Here is a 15,607-nt window from a genome sequence, read left to right as displayed (position 1 = left end):
TGAATGGTGGAAAAGGGTGGTTTTATTGAGGGTTTTTGAAAAAGAGGTGTTTGGACGTGGTGTTTTGGTGGTGGGAACGTGGTGGGATGTGTGGTGGACGTGGTGTTTTGGATGGTGAATTTTCGACGCTGAAAATGTGACACAATTTTGAACTTTATTTTCAGGGGATGTGCTGGAGGTGGGTGTCTTTGAAGAAGGTGGGGTATTTGAGGCCGAAGCCGAGGAGGCGGTCCATTGCGATGTGCGCGATCCAGATAAGGGCGATGGCTGGGGCCGCTTGCCAATGCAGGAGATAGCCTGCGAAGAGAAGGGCGAGGGGAAGCCAGAGGGTGTGGACGAGGTTGTAGGTTGCTGCGCCGAGTCTGACGTTGACTGCGTAGCCGAGCATGAAGAGGTCGGGAGCAAGGAAGAGGATGGCGAAGAGAAGCCAGCTGTAGTGGAGGCGTTGGTAGGCGAATAGGGCGGCGGCGAGAAGGAAGGCTTCTTCGATGCGGAGGAGTATGGATGGCCGGGTGAGCATGTGATGTTTATACGTGGTTCCTGGGGGATGATTAGGGGTTCGGCGTGACAAAAAGCAAACGCAGATCCCCTTCGGGGATGACAACTAGAAAAGCAAAGACTGAAACTTGTTGGTTGAAAAGATCCGCAAGGTTGTAGTTGGTAGGCTTCTTCGGGATCCTTCACTGCGTTCAGGATGACGGCAAGAACTTGCAACGGCGAAGGACAACGACAACGGCAAGAACAAGGACAACGGCACGGCGTGCTGCGCGCACGGCGCGATCTGCCATCGAGGCTGACGCGCCTTCGGCGCCTTTCTTGCCGGGGAAAAAGGAAATGGCAGCCTTTGCGGCTGCCATTGGCTTGTTATGCTTTGCTGACTTGCTGACTTGCTGACTTGCTGATTTGCTGATTTGCTGACTTGCTGCTTAGGCGGGGCTGGGTTGGCTTTCGCCGAAGCCGGGCTTGCGGCCGCCCTCGGGCTTGAGGATCTTCTGGGTTTCTCCGCCGGGGCCTGGGTCTACGCCGGAGAGCGCGGATTTGGCGGCGGGGAGTTCCTTGCCTTCGATGATCAGCTTGATCTCGGCGGCGTCCAGGGTCTCGCGCTCCAACAGGGCGGCTGCCATGCGGTGCATGATGTCCTGGTTGGACTCGAGGATGGTGTAAGCAGACTTGTAGCCGGTGTCTACGAAGGAACGGACTTCCGCGTCGATCTGCTTGGCGGTGTCGTCGGAGAAGTCGCGGGACTGGCCGATCTCGCGACCGAGGAAGACCTCCTGCTCCTTCTTGCCGAAGGTCATGGGACCCAGCTTCGACATACCGAACTCGCAGACCATCTTGCGGGCGAGGTCGGTGGCGCGCTCGATGTCGTTGCCGGCACCGGTGGTCATCTGCTTGAGGAAGATCTCTTCGGCGCAGCGTCCGCCCATGAGGGTGGCCATGCGGGTTTCGAGATAGTCCTTGGTCACGGTGTGCTGGTCTTCCTCTGGGAGGTAGACGGTGACGCCGAGGGCCATGCCGCGGGGGATGATGGTGACCTTGTGGAGGGGGTCAGAGTGCTCGCGGAGGGCGGAGACGAGGGTGTGACCTGCCTCGTGATAGGCGGTGACCTTCTTCTCTTCGTCGGTCAGGAGCATTGATTTGCGCTCGGCGCCCATCATGACCTTGTCCTTGGCGACTTCGAAGTCATACATGTGGACAGCCTTACGGTTGAAGCGGGCGGCGGTGAGGGCTGCCTCGTTGACCATGTTAGCGAGGTCGGCGCCGGAGAAGCCCGGGGTTCCACGAGCGAGGATGTTGAGGTTCACATCCTCGGCCATGGGGACCTTCTTAGAGTGGACCTTGAGGACTTCCTCGCGGCCACGGATGTCGGGACGATCGACGATGACGCGACGATCGAAGCGGCCGGGGCGGAGGAGAGCGGGATCGAGAACGTCGGGGCGGTTGGTCGCGGCGACGAGGATGACACCGTCGTTGGACTCGAAGCCGTCCATCTCGACGAGGAGTTGGTTGAGGGTCTGCTCACGCTCATCGTGTCCGCCTCCGAGGCCTGCGCCACGGTGACGGCCTACTGCGTCGATCTCGTCGATGAAGATGATGCAGGGTGCGTTCTTCTTGCCCTGCTCGAAGAGGTCGCGGACGCGGGATGCGCCGACGCCTACGAACATCTCAACGAAGTCCGAACCGGAGATGGAGAAGAAGGGGACGTTGGCTTCGCCGGCTACTGCGCGGGCCAAAAGGGTCTTGCCGGTTCCCGGAGGTCCGACGAGCAAGACGCCCTTGGGGATGCGGCCACCGAGGCGCTGGAACTTCTGCGCTTCGCGAAGGAACTCGATGATCTCCTTGAGCTCTTCCTTGGCTTCATCGACACCGGCCACATCCTTGAAGGTGATCTTCTTCTGCTGCATGGAAAGCAGACGGGCGCGCGACTTGCCGAAGCTCATGGCCTTGTTGCCGCCGGACTGCATCTGGCGGAGGAGGAAGAACCAGAGGCCGAGGAGGAGGGCGAAGGGCGCGATCGAGATCAACAGGCTGAGCCACTGGTTGGGGCTCTGGTCCTTGATGGTGATGTTGACGCCGTGATCGCGGAGCGTCTTGTACATGTCGGGGTAGTTGCCCGGGATGGTGGTGTGGAACTGATTCTTATCGTCACGGTAGTGGCCGGTGACTTCAGCGCCGTTGACCACGACGTCCTGGATCTTGCCCTGGTCGGCGTCGTTGAGCAACTGGGTCAGGCTGATGTTCTTCTCTTGGGTGCCGCCAGTTGTTTTGACGACAACCTGCCAGAGGAAGACTAAGCAGGTGATCATGAAGACCCAGATCAGAATTTGTTTGACGGTCGAGTTCAATCGAATTTCCTCATTTTTCTAGTCTGCAGCGGCCTCGAAATCGATTGGCGCTTGTCAGACCCAGTCCTCGCAAGCGAAGACGTACAACGGTTAGACGACGACGGTGAGGGAAGGTTCTGTGCTGTGGGATGACCCTGATGTTCAGCAAAAAGCCCTGCCTCGGTCAAGTAGTTAGATTCTACTCTTGGTCTGGGGATTCGTGGGTTTGGAGCAGGAAATAAAAGATGTGACTTTAGGGTGATGGAAGGTGGGGTGGTTTGGGGGTGTTCTTGCCTGATTGTGGACATGCTGATTGTGATGAGTTGCGCTACAGGGGGCTGCAACTGTTTGGAAGATTTGGGGATAGGACTCCTTTCTATCCCGTGTCGCTCTCTAAAAACTAATAACGATATGAAACCGGCAACGACGAAATGCGGGGATCCTTCACTGCGTTCAGGATGACGATGTAAAACGAGCAATGGGGAAGAGGTAAAGCAGGCAACGACAAAGGCGAAATGCGGGGGTCTCCACTCCGCCGTGCGACAAGGCCGCACGGCTTCGGTCGAGATGACGCCTTGTTAGCGTTGAAGATGATGCATTGATAGCGTTTCTGACAGGTTCTTATGCCGGTAGAGGCAACGGGATGTGACTGCTACTGCTGGCGGTAGAGGCGGAGTTCGCGGGGGGAGCGGTCGGCGCGGAGGCCGCTGGGCAGGTGGAGGGCGGAGCCGGTGCGGGCGGCTACGGTGGGGTCATAACGAAAGCCGCAGAGGGCGAGGAGGCGGGCGGTCTCGTCGAAGGTGAGGCGTGCTCCCAGCTGGCGGGCAGCGGCGCGGAGGACTCGGCGGCGGAGGGCGGGGTCGAGGGTGCGGAGGCGGTCAAGCTCTATGGAGACGGCAGATTGGGATTGGCCGGGAGTGGTGCTGACGGCGCGGCCTCCGCCACGGACGGGTTTGCCGGGGAGGAGGAGCTGGGGGAGGAGACGGTTGAGTTCTGTTTGCCAGCGGGTCTCTTCTTCGCGGGCCAGCTCGGCCATGTTGGCGAGGGTCTGGTCCAGATTTGGGTTGTAGGTGCGGAGTTGGGGGAGGAGTTCGTGGCGGATTTTGTTGCGGGTGTAGGCGGTGTCGGCGTTGGTGGAGTCGGTGCGCCAGGGTTGGTTGACGGATCTCAGGAAGGACTCGATTTCGGCGCGGCGGGTTTGGAGGAAGGGGCGGAGGATCTTTCCTTTTGCGAGGGTGATTACGGGATGGATGGCGCTTAGGCCCTCGGTCCAGGCTCCGCGGAGGATCTTCATCAGGACGGTTTCGGATTGGTCGTCGAGGGTGTGGGCGGTGAGGACTGCGTCGGCGTGGCCTGAGGCTAAGAGGTTGGTGAAGATCTCGTAGCGGAGGTTGCGGGCGGCCTCTTCGATGGTCTCGTGGGTTTGAGCGACACGGTTGGGGACGCTGGCTTGATGGAGATGGAGCGGGATGTCGTGGGCGATGCAGAGGTCTTCGACGAAGCGTTGGTCGGCGTCGGCTTCAGCGCCGCGGAGGCCGTGGTGGATGTGGACGGCGGAGAGGCCGATGCCGAGGGGCTCGCGTTGGGCGTGGAGGGTGAGGAGAAGGGCTACGGAGTCTGCTCCGCCGGAGAGGGCTACGCAGAGGCGGTCGCCGGGTTGGACTTGGGTGCGGTCGAAGGGGAGGGTGGGTTCGTGGGGCATGAACTGTAGAAGTCGGAGATCGAACTCTTAATAAGAGTAGCTGAGCGAGAGCCGGATCTTATCGGGAGAGTTTTTTTGATCTTCTGGAGTGGAGTTTGAGTGGCGGAAGGGGGGATAGAGGCAGGGTCGAGGTGAGTGAGGCATTGAGTAGCTCGATCTGGGGGAGCGGGGTGACGTCCACCACCGGCCCACTAAACGATGCTACGCTGAGTGCGACCTGCATCGTAGTCGGGGCCGCAGGAGTGAGATGAACTAGCTGATAGTATGACTCAAAACCTTGCGAGGATACCTTTAGCATGTAATCGCCGGGTACACCTTCGACGGTAAACTGGCCATCTGTGTCGGCTACCGTTTGGAGCCTGGGGATGCCTGGCATCTCCAGCCTGATATCAGCTTTAGGGATGGATGCGCCGGTTACGTCCTTTACGGTTCCGACGATAGACGCGGTCTGGGCGTGTGCTTGTCCAGTGTTTGCGGCAGCAAGGACTAATACCGCGAACCAACTACTCAGCATGGTGGCGCGTTGGATGAGGGATCGCATCGTTGGCCCAACTGGACGACCTGATGATAGCTCAATGTGAACCGATTCTTTCTATACTGAAAAGATGTTTGAGACAAGATTGGCTATGGTTAAGGATGCTGAGTTGATTGCGCGGCAGCGGCGGCAGATGTTTGTCGATGCAGGGCAGGCGGAGGACGCGGCGCTGCAGGCGATGATGGAGAACTTTGTGGCGTGGGTGCGGCCTCGTTTGAACGATGGCAGCTACGTTGGGTGGATAGTGGAGGATGCGGGCCGCGTGGTGGCGGGGGCGGGGATGTGGATGATGGAGTTTCCTCCGCACTGGATGGATGCGCAGCCGATGCGGGCGTATCTGCTGAACTTTTATGTGGAGCCGGAGGCGCGAGGGAAGGGGCTGGCTTATCGACTGCTGAAGACTTCGGTGGAGGCGGCGCGAGGGCGTGGGGTGAAGGTGGTTTCGCTGCACGCTTCGAAGTTCGGCAGGCCGATCTATGAGCGGAATGGATTTGAGGAGTCGACCGAAATGATGCTGCGGCTGGAGTAAGGCGCATCTTGTATACTTCGCAGGTTATGCGAGTTTTTGTGATTCTTCCTGCAGCAGGTATTGGGACGCGGATGGCCGCGGGGGGTGCGTCTGGCTCAGGGCCGGCGCCGAAGCAGTTTCTTGCGATCAGTGGAGTGCCGGTGCTGGTGCGGTCGGTGCGGGCGTTTCTTGCGGTGCCGCGGGTGGATGCGGTTTGCGTGGCGGTGCGGGCGCATGAGCGGGAGCGGGTAGAGGCGCAGATGGTGGAGTTCAAGCTTGGGCCGCGCGTGCATATGGTCGAGGGCGGGGATAATCGACAGGAGTCGGTGGGGAATGCGCTGGCGGCGCTGGAGTGCGATGCGGAGGATGTGGTGCTGGTGCATGATGCGGTGAGACCGCTGATCGATCCGGCGACGATTGAGCGGACGATTGATGCGGTGGTAAAGCATGGGGCGGCGATTGTGGGGCTGCCGGCGGTGGATACGATCAAGCAGGTGGAGCGGACGGCGGATGGGGCGATTGTGACGGCAACAATTCCTAGGGAGCGGATTGTGCAGGCGCAGACGCCGCAGGGCGCTCGGTTTGGGCTGCTGAGGGCGGCATTTGTGGAGGCGGAGGCGGATGGGTTTTCGGGAACCGATGAGGCTAGTCTGCTGGAGCGGGCCGGGGTGGAGGTGGCTGTGGTGCAGGGGTCGGCGAGGAACTTCAAGATTACGCAGCCGGGGGATATTGAGCTTGCGGAGTTTTATCTGGGGCAGGGGAAGGCTTGACGGATCGGTGGGGCGCTCGTGGGTGCTCCGCGATTTTGGGAAGCATGGGAAGATAGCTTATGGGTATGAGGATTGGTTACGGATTCGACTCGCATGCGTTTACGGCGGGTGTGCCGTTGGTGATTGGCGGACTTGCGATTGAACATCCCGAGGGGCTGGCTGGGCACTCGGATGGCGATGTGCTGCTGCATGCGATTACGGATGCGCTGCTGGGTGCGGTGAGCGCGGGGGATATCGGTACGTTCTTTCCGCCGAGCGATCCGCGGTGGAAGGGCGCGGCTTCAAGTGTGTTTCTGCAGACGGCGCTAGAAGAGGTGGCTACGGCTGGATACAAGATCGTGAACATCGATACGGTGCTGGTGATGGCGAAGCCGAAGATTGTGCCGATTGCGGGGGAGTTGCGGGAGAGCGTTGCGGCGCTGCTGGGCGTGCAGCCGGGTGAGGTGGGGATCAAGGCGAAGACGCCGGAGGGTTTGAATCAGGATAATGTCGCTGTGGCCCATGTGACGGTGCTGCTGGAGAGTCTGGGGATTCCAGAGCCGGTGGGGGTTATGGCTGCTTCGGCTGAGAATGAGATTGATGTGGTGGTGAAGACGCTGGTGGGGGATTCGCGGAGCGTTTCGGCGCTGGGGCGGAAGGTGACTCCTTTTGATACGGATGATTTGACTTGAGAAGATGTCCTGCCGGACGAGCGCCCTGCGCGGGCGGCGGTCACTTCGTGACTTGTGTACCCGCTTCGCGCGGCGCTCCAGTTGGTCGCGAAGGGTAATAGTTCCGACCAACGGGAGGACCTATACAGCTGATCCTGCCTTGTCCGGTATACACGTCACGAAGTGACCGCGCCGCGCGTAGCGGGCCCGTCCGGCAGGACTATGCTTTGACTATGGCTATGGCGAATCCGTCGTAGCCTTTGCTGCCTACGGTCTGGAGCGCGGTGGCGTCGAGGCGGGGATTGTCTCCAAAGCGCTCGAGAAAGGTGCGGGTGCCTGAGACTGCGGGGTCGGTACTTTTGGGATCGAGGATGGCGCCGTCGCGGATGACGTTGTCTCCGACGATGACCGTGCCGGGACGCGAGAGTTTGAGCGCCCATTCCAGGTAGGAGGGGTTGTTGGGTTTGTCCGCGTCGAGAAAGATGAGATCGAAGGGTGCGGCTTTTTGAGCGTGCAGGTTGGTTAGGGATTCGAGTGCGCTGCCGACTTTGAGGTCGACTAGCGAGGACAACCCTGCTCGCTTGATGTTCGCCGCAGCAACCTTTGCGTGGGTGGGATTGAGTTCGAGTGTGACCAGTGTGCCGTCTGGTGGGAGAGCGCGGGCCAGCCAAATGGTGCTGTATCCGCCGAGGGTTCCTACTTCCAGAATGCGCTTCGCTCTATGGATGCGGGCGAGGAGATGAAGGAATTTGCCCTGGTTTGGCGCTACGTCGATGGCAGGTAGACCGGCGTCTGCGTTGGCGCGGACGGCTTCGTCGAGTGCTTGATCGGGATGAACGAGGGTGTGGGTGAGGTAGTGGTCGACTGAGGTCCAAAGATCCTGATTCATATAGTGATGAGGATATCGGTGCGCGGCACGAGGGGCAAGTTGTGTGCGGAGGTCGGTTGCATTCTCGGGAATGTTAGCGTGTTGGTAGATAGTTCATCGTGCGAGGAGTCCGAGATGCGAATTGGTTCCAGCGTTGGTTTGATTTTTGTGGCGGCTTTGGTTTGGGGTGTAGTGGCGCAGGGGCAGACCGTGGCTGATGTTAGTTTGCAGCCTCATGCCGCGGGTAGTGTGGCTTGCGCTCCGAGCGGCGATGCAACCTGGATGACGCCGGCGGAGAAGAGTTGTTATCAGACGACTCCGGATTATGCGGAGACGATGGCTTATCTGAATCGCGTGCAGAGTGCGGCACCGGGACAGGTGAGGATTGAGGCGTTTGGGAAGACGGGTGAGGGCAGGGAGTTGGATGTGGTGGTGGTTTCGCGGGATGGTGTATTTGATCCTTCTGAGTTACATAAAGCGAAACGCCCGATTGTGTTGGTGCAGAACTCGATTCATGCGGGGGAGATGGATGGGAAGGATGCTTGCCTTGCGCTGCTGCGGGATATGGTGATCTCGAAGACGAAGGCTGGTTTGCTGGAGCGGGCGGTGTTTGTGTTCATCCCGATCTATAACGCGGATGGGCATGAGCGGAGGAGTGCTTATAACCGCATCAACCAGGCTGGTCCGGCGGAGATGGGGTGGCGCGGCAATGGGACGAACCTGAATTTGAATCGTGATTATCTGAAGCTGGATACACCGGAGGCTCGGGCGTTCAACTCGATGTTTCATCGCTGGCTGCCGGACTTTTTTGTGGATGACCATGTTACCGACGGCGCGGACTATCAGTATGACGTGACGTTCACGATTGATGATGGCCCGAATGTGCCGAAGGGTACGGCGAAGTGGGTGAATGAGGTCGCGACGCCGACGCTGGAGAAGTATGTGGACTCGCATGGGCATCTGGCTTCGCCTACGTATATCAATCTTGTGAATGACAACGATCCGGCGGAGGGGCTTGGGTTCAATGATGATCCTCCGCGGTTTTCGACGGGGTATGTAATTCTTGAGGGCCGGCCGGGGATGCTGGTTGAGCTGCATATGCTGAAGGACTATAAGACGCGCGTGACGGGGAACTACGAGATTCTGGCTGGGCTGATGGAGTTGATGAACCGCGATGCGGATAAGGTGATTGCGCTGAATGCGGCGGCAGATAAGGAGGCAGAGGCGCTGGGGGCGCATCCGCTGGGGAACGTGATGTACCCGCTGGCGTTGGGATGGAGCGGGGATACGACGCCGTTTTTGTTTCGCGGATACAAGTACACGCGAGAGTTGAGTGAGGTTTCGGGGGCGATGCGTGTGGAGTATACGCATGAGCCGTGGAATGTTTCGCTGCCGTTCCAGACTGGGTTCAAGGTGAAGGCCGAGACGAAGGTGCCGGCTGCGTACATCATTCCGGCGCAGTGGGTGAAGGTGATTGATGTGCTGGCGGCGCACCAGGTGGAGATGGAGCGGACGACGGCGACGTGGACGGGTGATGTGGAGACGTATCAGTGCGCTGGAATGGCGTGGCAGGAGCCTCCGTTTGAGGGGCGGCATCCGACGTTTAATGGTGAGGCGATGCATGATCCGGGGAAGTATGGGAGCTGCGTGCTGGTGCGGGAGAAGAGGACATTTCCGGCGGGGTCGGCGGTGGTGCGGCTGAATCAGCGGCTGTCGAAGGTGGCGCTGGAGTGGCTGGAGCCTGCTGGGCCTGACTCGGCTTTGCAGTGGGGATTCTTCGATTCGATCTTTGAGCAGAAGGAGTATGGCGAGGCGTATGTGCTGGAGTCGCTGGCGCGGGAGATGATGGCGAAGGACCCGAAGCTGAAGACGGAGTTTGAGAAGAAGGTGGCGAGCGATCCGGTGTTTGCGGGGAATTCGTATGCGCGGCTGGAGTTTTTCTATGAGCGGACGCCGTGGTTTGCGGCGAATCGGGTGGGGCAGTATCCGGTGGGGCGGTTGCTGAGTGTGGAGGGAGTTCCGGTGGCGCGATAGTTTGGGGTCGAAGGCAGGCTGACGTTTGCAGGCAAATGTTTGCTGGCCGAGTTTGCGGGCCGATGGGCTATGATGGTGGGCTTCCTGGGAGAGGTGAGCTATGCATGATCTCGTCGTCGATGTTGTGGCTGTTGCGGTGTGCGGAGCGGTGGGCGGTTTTGTGAATGTGTTTATTGGGGACTCTGGACTTCATCTGCCGACGATGGAGCAAGGGGTCTTTCGTCCGGGATACCTTGGGGTGGTGCTGGTGGGGATGGTGGCGGCGGTTGGAGCCTGGCTTGGGACGCAGGGTTCGATGCTGACGAGCGGTTTTGTGCCATCGCCTCCGGTGACGTTGAGGCTGTCGGAGTTGAGCACTGCGATGCTGATAGGTTTTGGCGGAGCGCGATGGTTCAAGTCGGAGGGAGAGACGACGATCTTTCGCAAGGCGGCGGTGATTGCCGCGAGCAAGCCGGCGGACGGGGAGGCTGCGGCTACGATTGCGACGGGGACGCCGTTTCAGGCGCTGACGGCTGCGAACAGGATGCGGTGAGTGCTGGTTTTTCATGGATAGATGTAGAGATCTGTAAGGTGGCGTGAAATATCGTATGTCAGGAATCGCGCGAATCGCGATAGACTGCCACTATTCTGTTTTCACCTTTTGAGGTTCGATGATGAGAAAGTTCGCGCTTGTGGTGTGTTTGTTGGCGGTGGTGAGTGGCGGAGTGATGGCGCAGGCTCCGGCGGCGAGTCAGGAAGAGTTCATCAAGACGCACTATGCGAAGTTTGAGTACCGTATTCCGATGAGGGACGGGGTGAAGCTGTTTGTGTCGGTGTATACGCCGCAGGCGGGGGCATTCAAGGATGCGGGCCCGTATCCGTTTTTGATGACGCGAACGCCTTATAGCTGCGGGCCGTATGGCGAGGATAAGATGCCGACGCGGCTTGGGGTGAGCCAGGAGCTGCTGGAGTCGGGCTACATCTTTGTGTGTGGGGACGCGCGTGGGCGGTATGAGAGCGAGGGCGTGTTTCAGGAGATGAGCCCGCATATCGAGGATAAGAAGTCCGCGAAGGATGTGGATGAGTCGACGGATATGTACGACACGGTGGAGTTTTTGCTGAAGCACGTTGAAAACAATAACGGCAAGGTGGGGATTACGGGGATCAGCTATCCGGGGTTTTATACGTCGGCGAGCATTATTGATTCGCATCCGGCGATCAAGGCGGCCAGTCCGCAGGCTCCGATGACGAATCTGTTCTTCAACGATGATGGGTATCATGGCGGCGCGTTTATGCTGTCGGCCAACTATGGGTTTTATGTGTTCTTCAAACCGCTGAAGAACCCTACGTTGCCGGAGAAGCACGAGCCATTCGACTTTGGTACCCCAGACAGTTACAAATTCTATTTGAAGGCGGGGCCGACAGAGAACCTGGATAAGGCGTTTGCCGGGTCGAACTTTTTGTTTCATGACCAGGTGGTGCATACGACCTATGACGAGTACTGGAAGAAGCGTGATCTGTCGCTGCATATGAAGAATGTTCATGCGGCGGTGATGACGGTTGGCGGGTGGTTTGATGCTGAAGATCTTTCGGGGCCGTTCAAGACGTTCCATGCGATCGATGAGTTCAATCCTGGCGCGGTAAATACGCTGGTGGTTGGCCCGTGGACGCATGGCGGCTGGGCGATGTGGGATGGGGACAAGCTGGGGGATGTGAACTTTGGATCGAAGACCGGGGTGTTCTTTCGGTCGCAGATTCAGTTTCCGTTTTTTGAACACTACTTGAAGGGGCATGACGGCGGAGTGCTGCCAAAGGCTTATGTGTTCGAGACGGGCAGCAATGTGTGGAAGAAGTATGACGCGTGGCCACCGAAGTCTGCGGCTGCGAAGACGCTTTATTTTCGCGAGGGCGGCAAGCTGAGCTTCGATGCGCCTGCGGAGAAGGCCGGTGTGGATGAGTATGTGAGCGATCCGGCTCATCCTGTGCCGTTTGTGAACTACACGACGGACACGGTGCCGCAACGGTATATGGATGACGATCAGCGGTTTGCTTCGCGGCGGCCGGATGTTTTGACGTATGAGACCGAGCCGCTGACGGAGGATGTGACGATTGCGGGGCCGGTGCGGCCGAAGTTGAAGGTGGCTTCTACGGGGACGGATGCGGACTTTGTGGTGAAGCTGATTGATGTCTATCCAAATGATTTTCCGGATCCACCGAACGACGCTGTGGGGAAGCGGGTGCTTGGAGCGGCACCGATTTTGATGGGCGGATATGAGCAGCTGGTTCGGGGCGAGCCCATGCGGGCGAAGTTCCGGGATAGCTGGGAGAAGCCGACGGCGTTGACGCCGGGAAAGATGGTAGAGGTGAATGCGGAGATGCCGGATATCAACCACACGTTCCGCGCGGGGCATCGGATTATGGTGCAGGTGCAGAGCTCGTGGTTCCCGCTGGTGGACCGGAATCCGCAGACATTTGTGGATATTCCGTTTGCCAAGCCGGAGCAGTTTGTGAAGGCAACGGAGAGTGTGTACCGGAGCGCAGGCGCGGCTAGCGGGGTTGAGGTGCTTGTTGTGCCGCAGCACTAATTTTCCGAGACGACAGGGAAGTTGCGGGCGATCGTGAATAGGTTTCGCGATCGCCCGTTGTTTTAGCCGCGGAAGGCTGGTCCGCCGAAGGGAGTGCCTACTGCACCGCCGTCGACGAAGAACTCGACTGCGTTGACGTAGGAGGAGTCATCGGAGGCAAGGAAGAGGACTGCTTTTGCGAGCTCCTCTGCTTCACCGAAGCGGCCTAGTGGAATCGTCGAGGCGATGAACTTTGCTACTCCGTCATTCTCTTCGGTGGTGTGGGTGTTGCGGCTCCAGATGGGTGTTTTGATTGGCCCTGGAGCGACGACGTTGACGCGGATGCCGCGGGGGGCGAGATCGGCGGCCATGGAGCGGGAGAGACCGCGGAGGCCGGCCTTGCTTGCGGCGTATGCGGCGTAGCCTGGCTGGCCGAGCGATCCGATGACAGAGCCGTTGAAGATGACGGAGGAACCGTCTTTGAGGATGGGAAGAGCCTCTTCGACTGTGAAGAAGGCGCCGGTGAGGTTGATGCGGATGATGTTTTCAAAGGTGGCTTCGTCGGTTTTGCCGGTGGTTGTTTGTCCGGCGATGCCGGCGTTAGCGAAGACGATGTCGAGGTGGCCGAAGTCTTTCTTGATCTTGGCGAAGAGATCTTTGCGTGCAGCGGAGTCGGCGACGTCGGCGCGGTAGGCGGTGGCCTTCGGGCCGAGGAGCTTGGCTGCTTCGTCGAGGGTCTTCTGGTCGCGGCCGGTGATGGCGACTTGTGCGCCTTCCTTGATGAAGAGCTGGGCGGTGGCGAGTCCGATGCCGCTGTTGCCGCCGGTGATGAGAGCCTTTTTACCTTCGAGTTTCATGATGGTTTCCTCTTGTCTTGTTAGCTTCTTTGATTGCGGACTGCCTGGGTTGGGTGCAGTCTCTACTTCAGAAATTGGTAAACATGATGATTATCATGCTTAACTCTCTATCAAGCATGACGTGTATCATGTATTAAGTCAAGTGGAGGTTGGGATGAGATATCCGGTAGCAGAGACGGCGGAGAAACATGCGCGGATTCTGGAAGAGGCGTCGCGATTATTTCGCGAAAGGGGATTCTCGGGGGTTAGCGTCAGCGAGATTATGAAGGCGACCGGTTTGACGCATGGGCCTTTTTATAATCACTTCGACTCGAAGGAAGAGCTGATGGTCGAGAGCGTACTGCAAGGGTTCAAGAGCACGCTGGACGGGCTGCATGCGACGGAAGGGACTGCAAGGGGGAGAGCGGAGTATGTGAAGAGGTATCTGAGTGCGGGGCACCGGAATGCTCCTGGTATGGGATGCACGATGGCTAGCCTTTCTTCAGAGATTCGACATGAGCCAAAGGTGAAGGGTGCGTTCACGGATCGGCTGAAGGCTGTGATTGAGGCTGTGACGGCTCACTTTCCATGGCCTTCCAAGAGATCGGCGCGGGGGGATGCGATTCGGATGATGGCTTCGATGGTGGGGGCGATGATTCTGGCGCGGGCGGTGGAGGATGAGAGATTCTCGGATGAGATTCTGAGTGAGGTGCGGAAGGGGTTGGTGTGACGCTTCTGCGGTGGATTGAAGGAAAGGCAACAGCAAGTGCAAAGGCGAAATGCGGGGATCCTTCACTCCGTTCAGGATGACGGCCAAAAACAACGGCAACACAGGCAACAGCAAACGGACACAAAACAGACGGCAGTGGAACAAGGCTTCGATTGCGGTTGTTAGATAGGGTTCTGGCTTATCCGAAGGGGTGTTCGAGGCTGGGGCTTTGCGGGGTGAACATCTTGCCACCGTCTTCGGTGACGTGCCAGTCGTCTTCGAGGCGGACACCGAACTCGCCGGGGAGGTAGATGCCGGGTTCGTCGGAGAAGCACATGCCTGCGGCGAGTGGGGTGGTGTTGCCGCGGACGAGATAGGGCCACTCGTGTCCATCCATGCCGATGCCGTGGCCTAGGCGGTGGGTGAAGTACTTGTAGTCCGGGCCGTAGCCGGCGGCGGTGATGAGGTCGCGCGCGGCGGCGTCGACGGTGTGGCAGGGGGCGCCGGGATGACCCGCGGCAAGGGCTGCTGACTGCGCCTTCAAGACGATGTCGAAGACCTTGCGGGCTTTGTCGAGCTTGGGGATGGTGGGGTCGCCGAGGACGAAGGTGCGGGAGATGTCGGATTGGTAGCCTTCGACGGTGCAGCCATCGTCGATGAGGATGATCTCTGCTTCGCGGATGATTTGCGGTTGGAGGGAGCCGTGGGGTAGCGCGGAGTACTCGCCTACCTGACAGCTGGCGTCGCCGGTGACTCCGCAGCGGGTGTAGGCGAGGTCGACCATCTGGCTGAACTGGCGGTTGGTCATGCCGGGTTGCGCGGATTGGTAGCAGGCTTTGTAGACGGAGAGGGTGATGTTGTTGGCCAGCTGCATGAGGGCTAGTTCGGCGGGGGATTTGATGGCGCGACAGCCGAAGGTGACGGGAGTTGCGCTGGTGGTGGTGAGGGCCGGGCTGGCGTGACTGATGCCGTCGGCGAAGACGAACTGGGTGCGCTCTTCGATGCCGATTCTTCCTGTGGCTACGCCGGAGTCTTTGAGGGCTTTGGCGAGGAGCTGGTAGGGATCTTCGTCTTCGTTCCAGGTGTAGACGCGGGTGATGGAGGCGGAGGGGAGGGTGGCGGGTTTGGCGTCCATGCGTTCGCGCACGCGGCCCTCTTCGAAGACTGGGCAGACGATGAACGGGGCGCCGGTGGCGGGGAGGGTCCAGGCGAAGAGGCGCTCGGACTGGCCCCAGCGGAGGCCGGTGAAGTAGGTGAGGGAGGTGCCGGTGGTGATGACGATGGCGTCGATGCTGTGCTGGTGCATGAGGGCGCGGGCGCGTTCGAGCCGGTGTTCGCGTTCGGCGAGGGTGATGGGGACGGCTTCGGCGCGGCGGTTGGTGAGGGCGGTGATGGCGGACGGGAGTTTCACGGTTTGCTCAGACTGGGCGGCTAGTTTGAGCGTGGGGGCGGCTGCGACTGTCGCGGCAGAGGTGATAAGGAAGCGGCGGCGGGTGGGCATGGGTGATTGTAACTAAGGTGTTCGTGCGGGTGGGTGGGTTTGCTTCGGATGATTCTGAAGGCACGGGCGACTGAACTGCGGTTCGCGCCTGCCGGCGCGAATACCCCACCCTATCGCGATGAGACT

14 protein-coding genes are annotated in these 15,607 nt (G+C 59.5%); 7 read left to right on the top strand and 7 right to left on the bottom strand.

Features of this window, described 5'->3' with window-relative positions:
* Positions 1–160: 160 nt before the first annotated feature.
* The 4 genes from RBB75_RS02525 to RBB75_RS02510 all read right to left on the bottom strand — a co-directional run bounded on the left by RBB75_RS02525 (position 161) and on the right by RBB75_RS02510 (position 5,068).
* Positions 161–520 carry a DUF4260 domain-containing protein gene (locus RBB75_RS02525; protein ID WP_179639206.1) on the bottom strand — a complete coding sequence of 120 codons (360 nt, stop codon included), beginning with the start codon at positions 518–520 and terminating at the stop codon, positions 161–163.
* A 406-nt stretch (positions 521–926) separates the two neighbouring features.
* Positions 927–2,846: an ATP-dependent zinc metalloprotease FtsH gene (ftsH, locus tag RBB75_RS02520; RefSeq protein ID WP_179639205.1), complete on the bottom strand. Its 1,920-nt coding sequence runs from the start codon at positions 2,844–2,846 to the stop codon at positions 927–929.
* A gap of 631 nt (positions 2,847–3,477) precedes the next feature.
* Positions 3,478–4,527, bottom strand: a complete 1,050-nt coding sequence (tilS, locus tag RBB75_RS02515; protein ID WP_353069418.1) for a tRNA lysidine(34) synthetase TilS — start codon at positions 4,525–4,527, stop codon at positions 3,478–3,480.
* Between the two features lie 58 nt (positions 4,528–4,585).
* Positions 4,586–5,068 (bottom strand): carboxypeptidase-like regulatory domain-containing protein, encoded by a 483-nt coding sequence (locus tag RBB75_RS02510; RefSeq protein WP_179639203.1) that lies wholly within the window; start codon positions 5,066–5,068, stop codon positions 4,586–4,588.
* Positions 5,069–5,153: 85 nt separating this feature from the next.
* On the opposite strand from RBB75_RS02510, the gene RBB75_RS02505 reads away from it, so the two are divergent.
* Genes RBB75_RS02505 through ispF form a run of 3 tightly spaced genes read left to right on the top strand, consistent with a single transcriptional unit; the run spans position 5,154 to position 7,011 of the window.
* On the top strand, positions 5,154–5,591 hold the full coding sequence (locus RBB75_RS02505) for a GNAT family N-acetyltransferase (protein WP_257031121.1): 438 nt from the start codon (positions 5,154–5,156) through the stop codon (positions 5,589–5,591).
* 26 nt (positions 5,592–5,617) lie between these two features.
* Positions 5,618–6,340: a 2-C-methyl-D-erythritol 4-phosphate cytidylyltransferase gene (gene ispD / locus RBB75_RS02500; protein ID WP_179639201.1), complete on the top strand. Its 723-nt coding sequence runs from the start codon at positions 5,618–5,620 to the stop codon at positions 6,338–6,340.
* A gap of 59 nt (positions 6,341–6,399) precedes the next feature.
* A complete protein-coding gene (ispF, locus tag RBB75_RS02495; RefSeq protein ID WP_353069417.1) occupies positions 6,400–7,011 on the top strand; it encodes a 2-C-methyl-D-erythritol 2,4-cyclodiphosphate synthase in 612 nt (203 codons plus the stop codon).
* A gap of 199 nt (positions 7,012–7,210) precedes the next feature.
* Here the strand turns inward: ispF and RBB75_RS02490 are convergent, their stop codons facing one another.
* A complete protein-coding gene (locus tag RBB75_RS02490) occupies positions 7,211–7,879 on the bottom strand; it encodes an O-methyltransferase (protein ID WP_179639199.1) in 669 nt (222 codons plus the stop codon).
* A gap of 114 nt (positions 7,880–7,993) precedes the next feature.
* Here RBB75_RS02490 and RBB75_RS02485 point away from each other — a divergent pair, with 114 nt between their 5' ends.
* The 3 genes from RBB75_RS02485 to RBB75_RS02475 all read left to right on the top strand — a co-directional run bounded on the left by RBB75_RS02485 (position 7,994) and on the right by RBB75_RS02475 (position 12,456).
* Entirely contained in the window at positions 7,994–9,892 is a 1,899-nt protein-coding gene (locus tag RBB75_RS02485; protein ID WP_179639198.1) for a M14 family metallopeptidase, read from the top strand.
* 100 nt (positions 9,893–9,992) lie between these two features.
* A complete protein-coding gene (locus RBB75_RS02480; protein WP_353069416.1) occupies positions 9,993–10,424 on the top strand; it encodes a hypothetical protein in 432 nt (143 codons plus the stop codon).
* A 118-nt stretch (positions 10,425–10,542) separates the two neighbouring features.
* Complete coding sequence (locus RBB75_RS02475; protein ID WP_353069415.1) at positions 10,543–12,456, top strand: CocE/NonD family hydrolase; 1,914 nt, start codon at positions 10,543–10,545, stop codon at positions 12,454–12,456.
* 62 nt (positions 12,457–12,518) lie between these two features.
* Here the strand turns inward: RBB75_RS02475 and RBB75_RS02470 are convergent, their stop codons facing one another.
* Positions 12,519–13,292, bottom strand: coding sequence for an SDR family oxidoreductase (locus tag RBB75_RS02470; protein WP_179639195.1), 774 nt, complete (start codon positions 13,290–13,292; stop codon positions 12,519–12,521).
* Positions 13,293–13,446: 154 nt separating this feature from the next.
* Here RBB75_RS02470 and RBB75_RS02465 point away from each other — a divergent pair, with 154 nt between their 5' ends.
* Complete coding sequence (locus RBB75_RS02465) at positions 13,447–14,001, top strand: TetR/AcrR family transcriptional regulator (RefSeq protein ID WP_179639194.1); 555 nt, start codon at positions 13,447–13,449, stop codon at positions 13,999–14,001.
* Positions 14,002–14,179: 178 nt separating this feature from the next.
* On the opposite strand, the gene RBB75_RS02460 is transcribed toward RBB75_RS02465, so the two are convergent.
* Positions 14,180–15,481 (bottom strand): M24 family metallopeptidase, encoded by a 1,302-nt coding sequence (locus RBB75_RS02460; protein ID WP_353069414.1) that lies wholly within the window; start codon positions 15,479–15,481, stop codon positions 14,180–14,182.
* Between the last annotated feature and the right edge of the window lie 126 nt (positions 15,482–15,607).

The sequence above is a fragment of the Tunturibacter empetritectus genome, assembly GCF_040358985.1.
In the GTDB taxonomy this organism is placed as follows: domain Bacteria; phylum Acidobacteriota; class Terriglobia; order Terriglobales; family Acidobacteriaceae; genus Edaphobacter; species Edaphobacter empetritectus.
The sequence above is the reverse complement of the archived record's forward strand: the minus strand, read 5'-3'. Positions and strand labels throughout refer to the sequence as shown.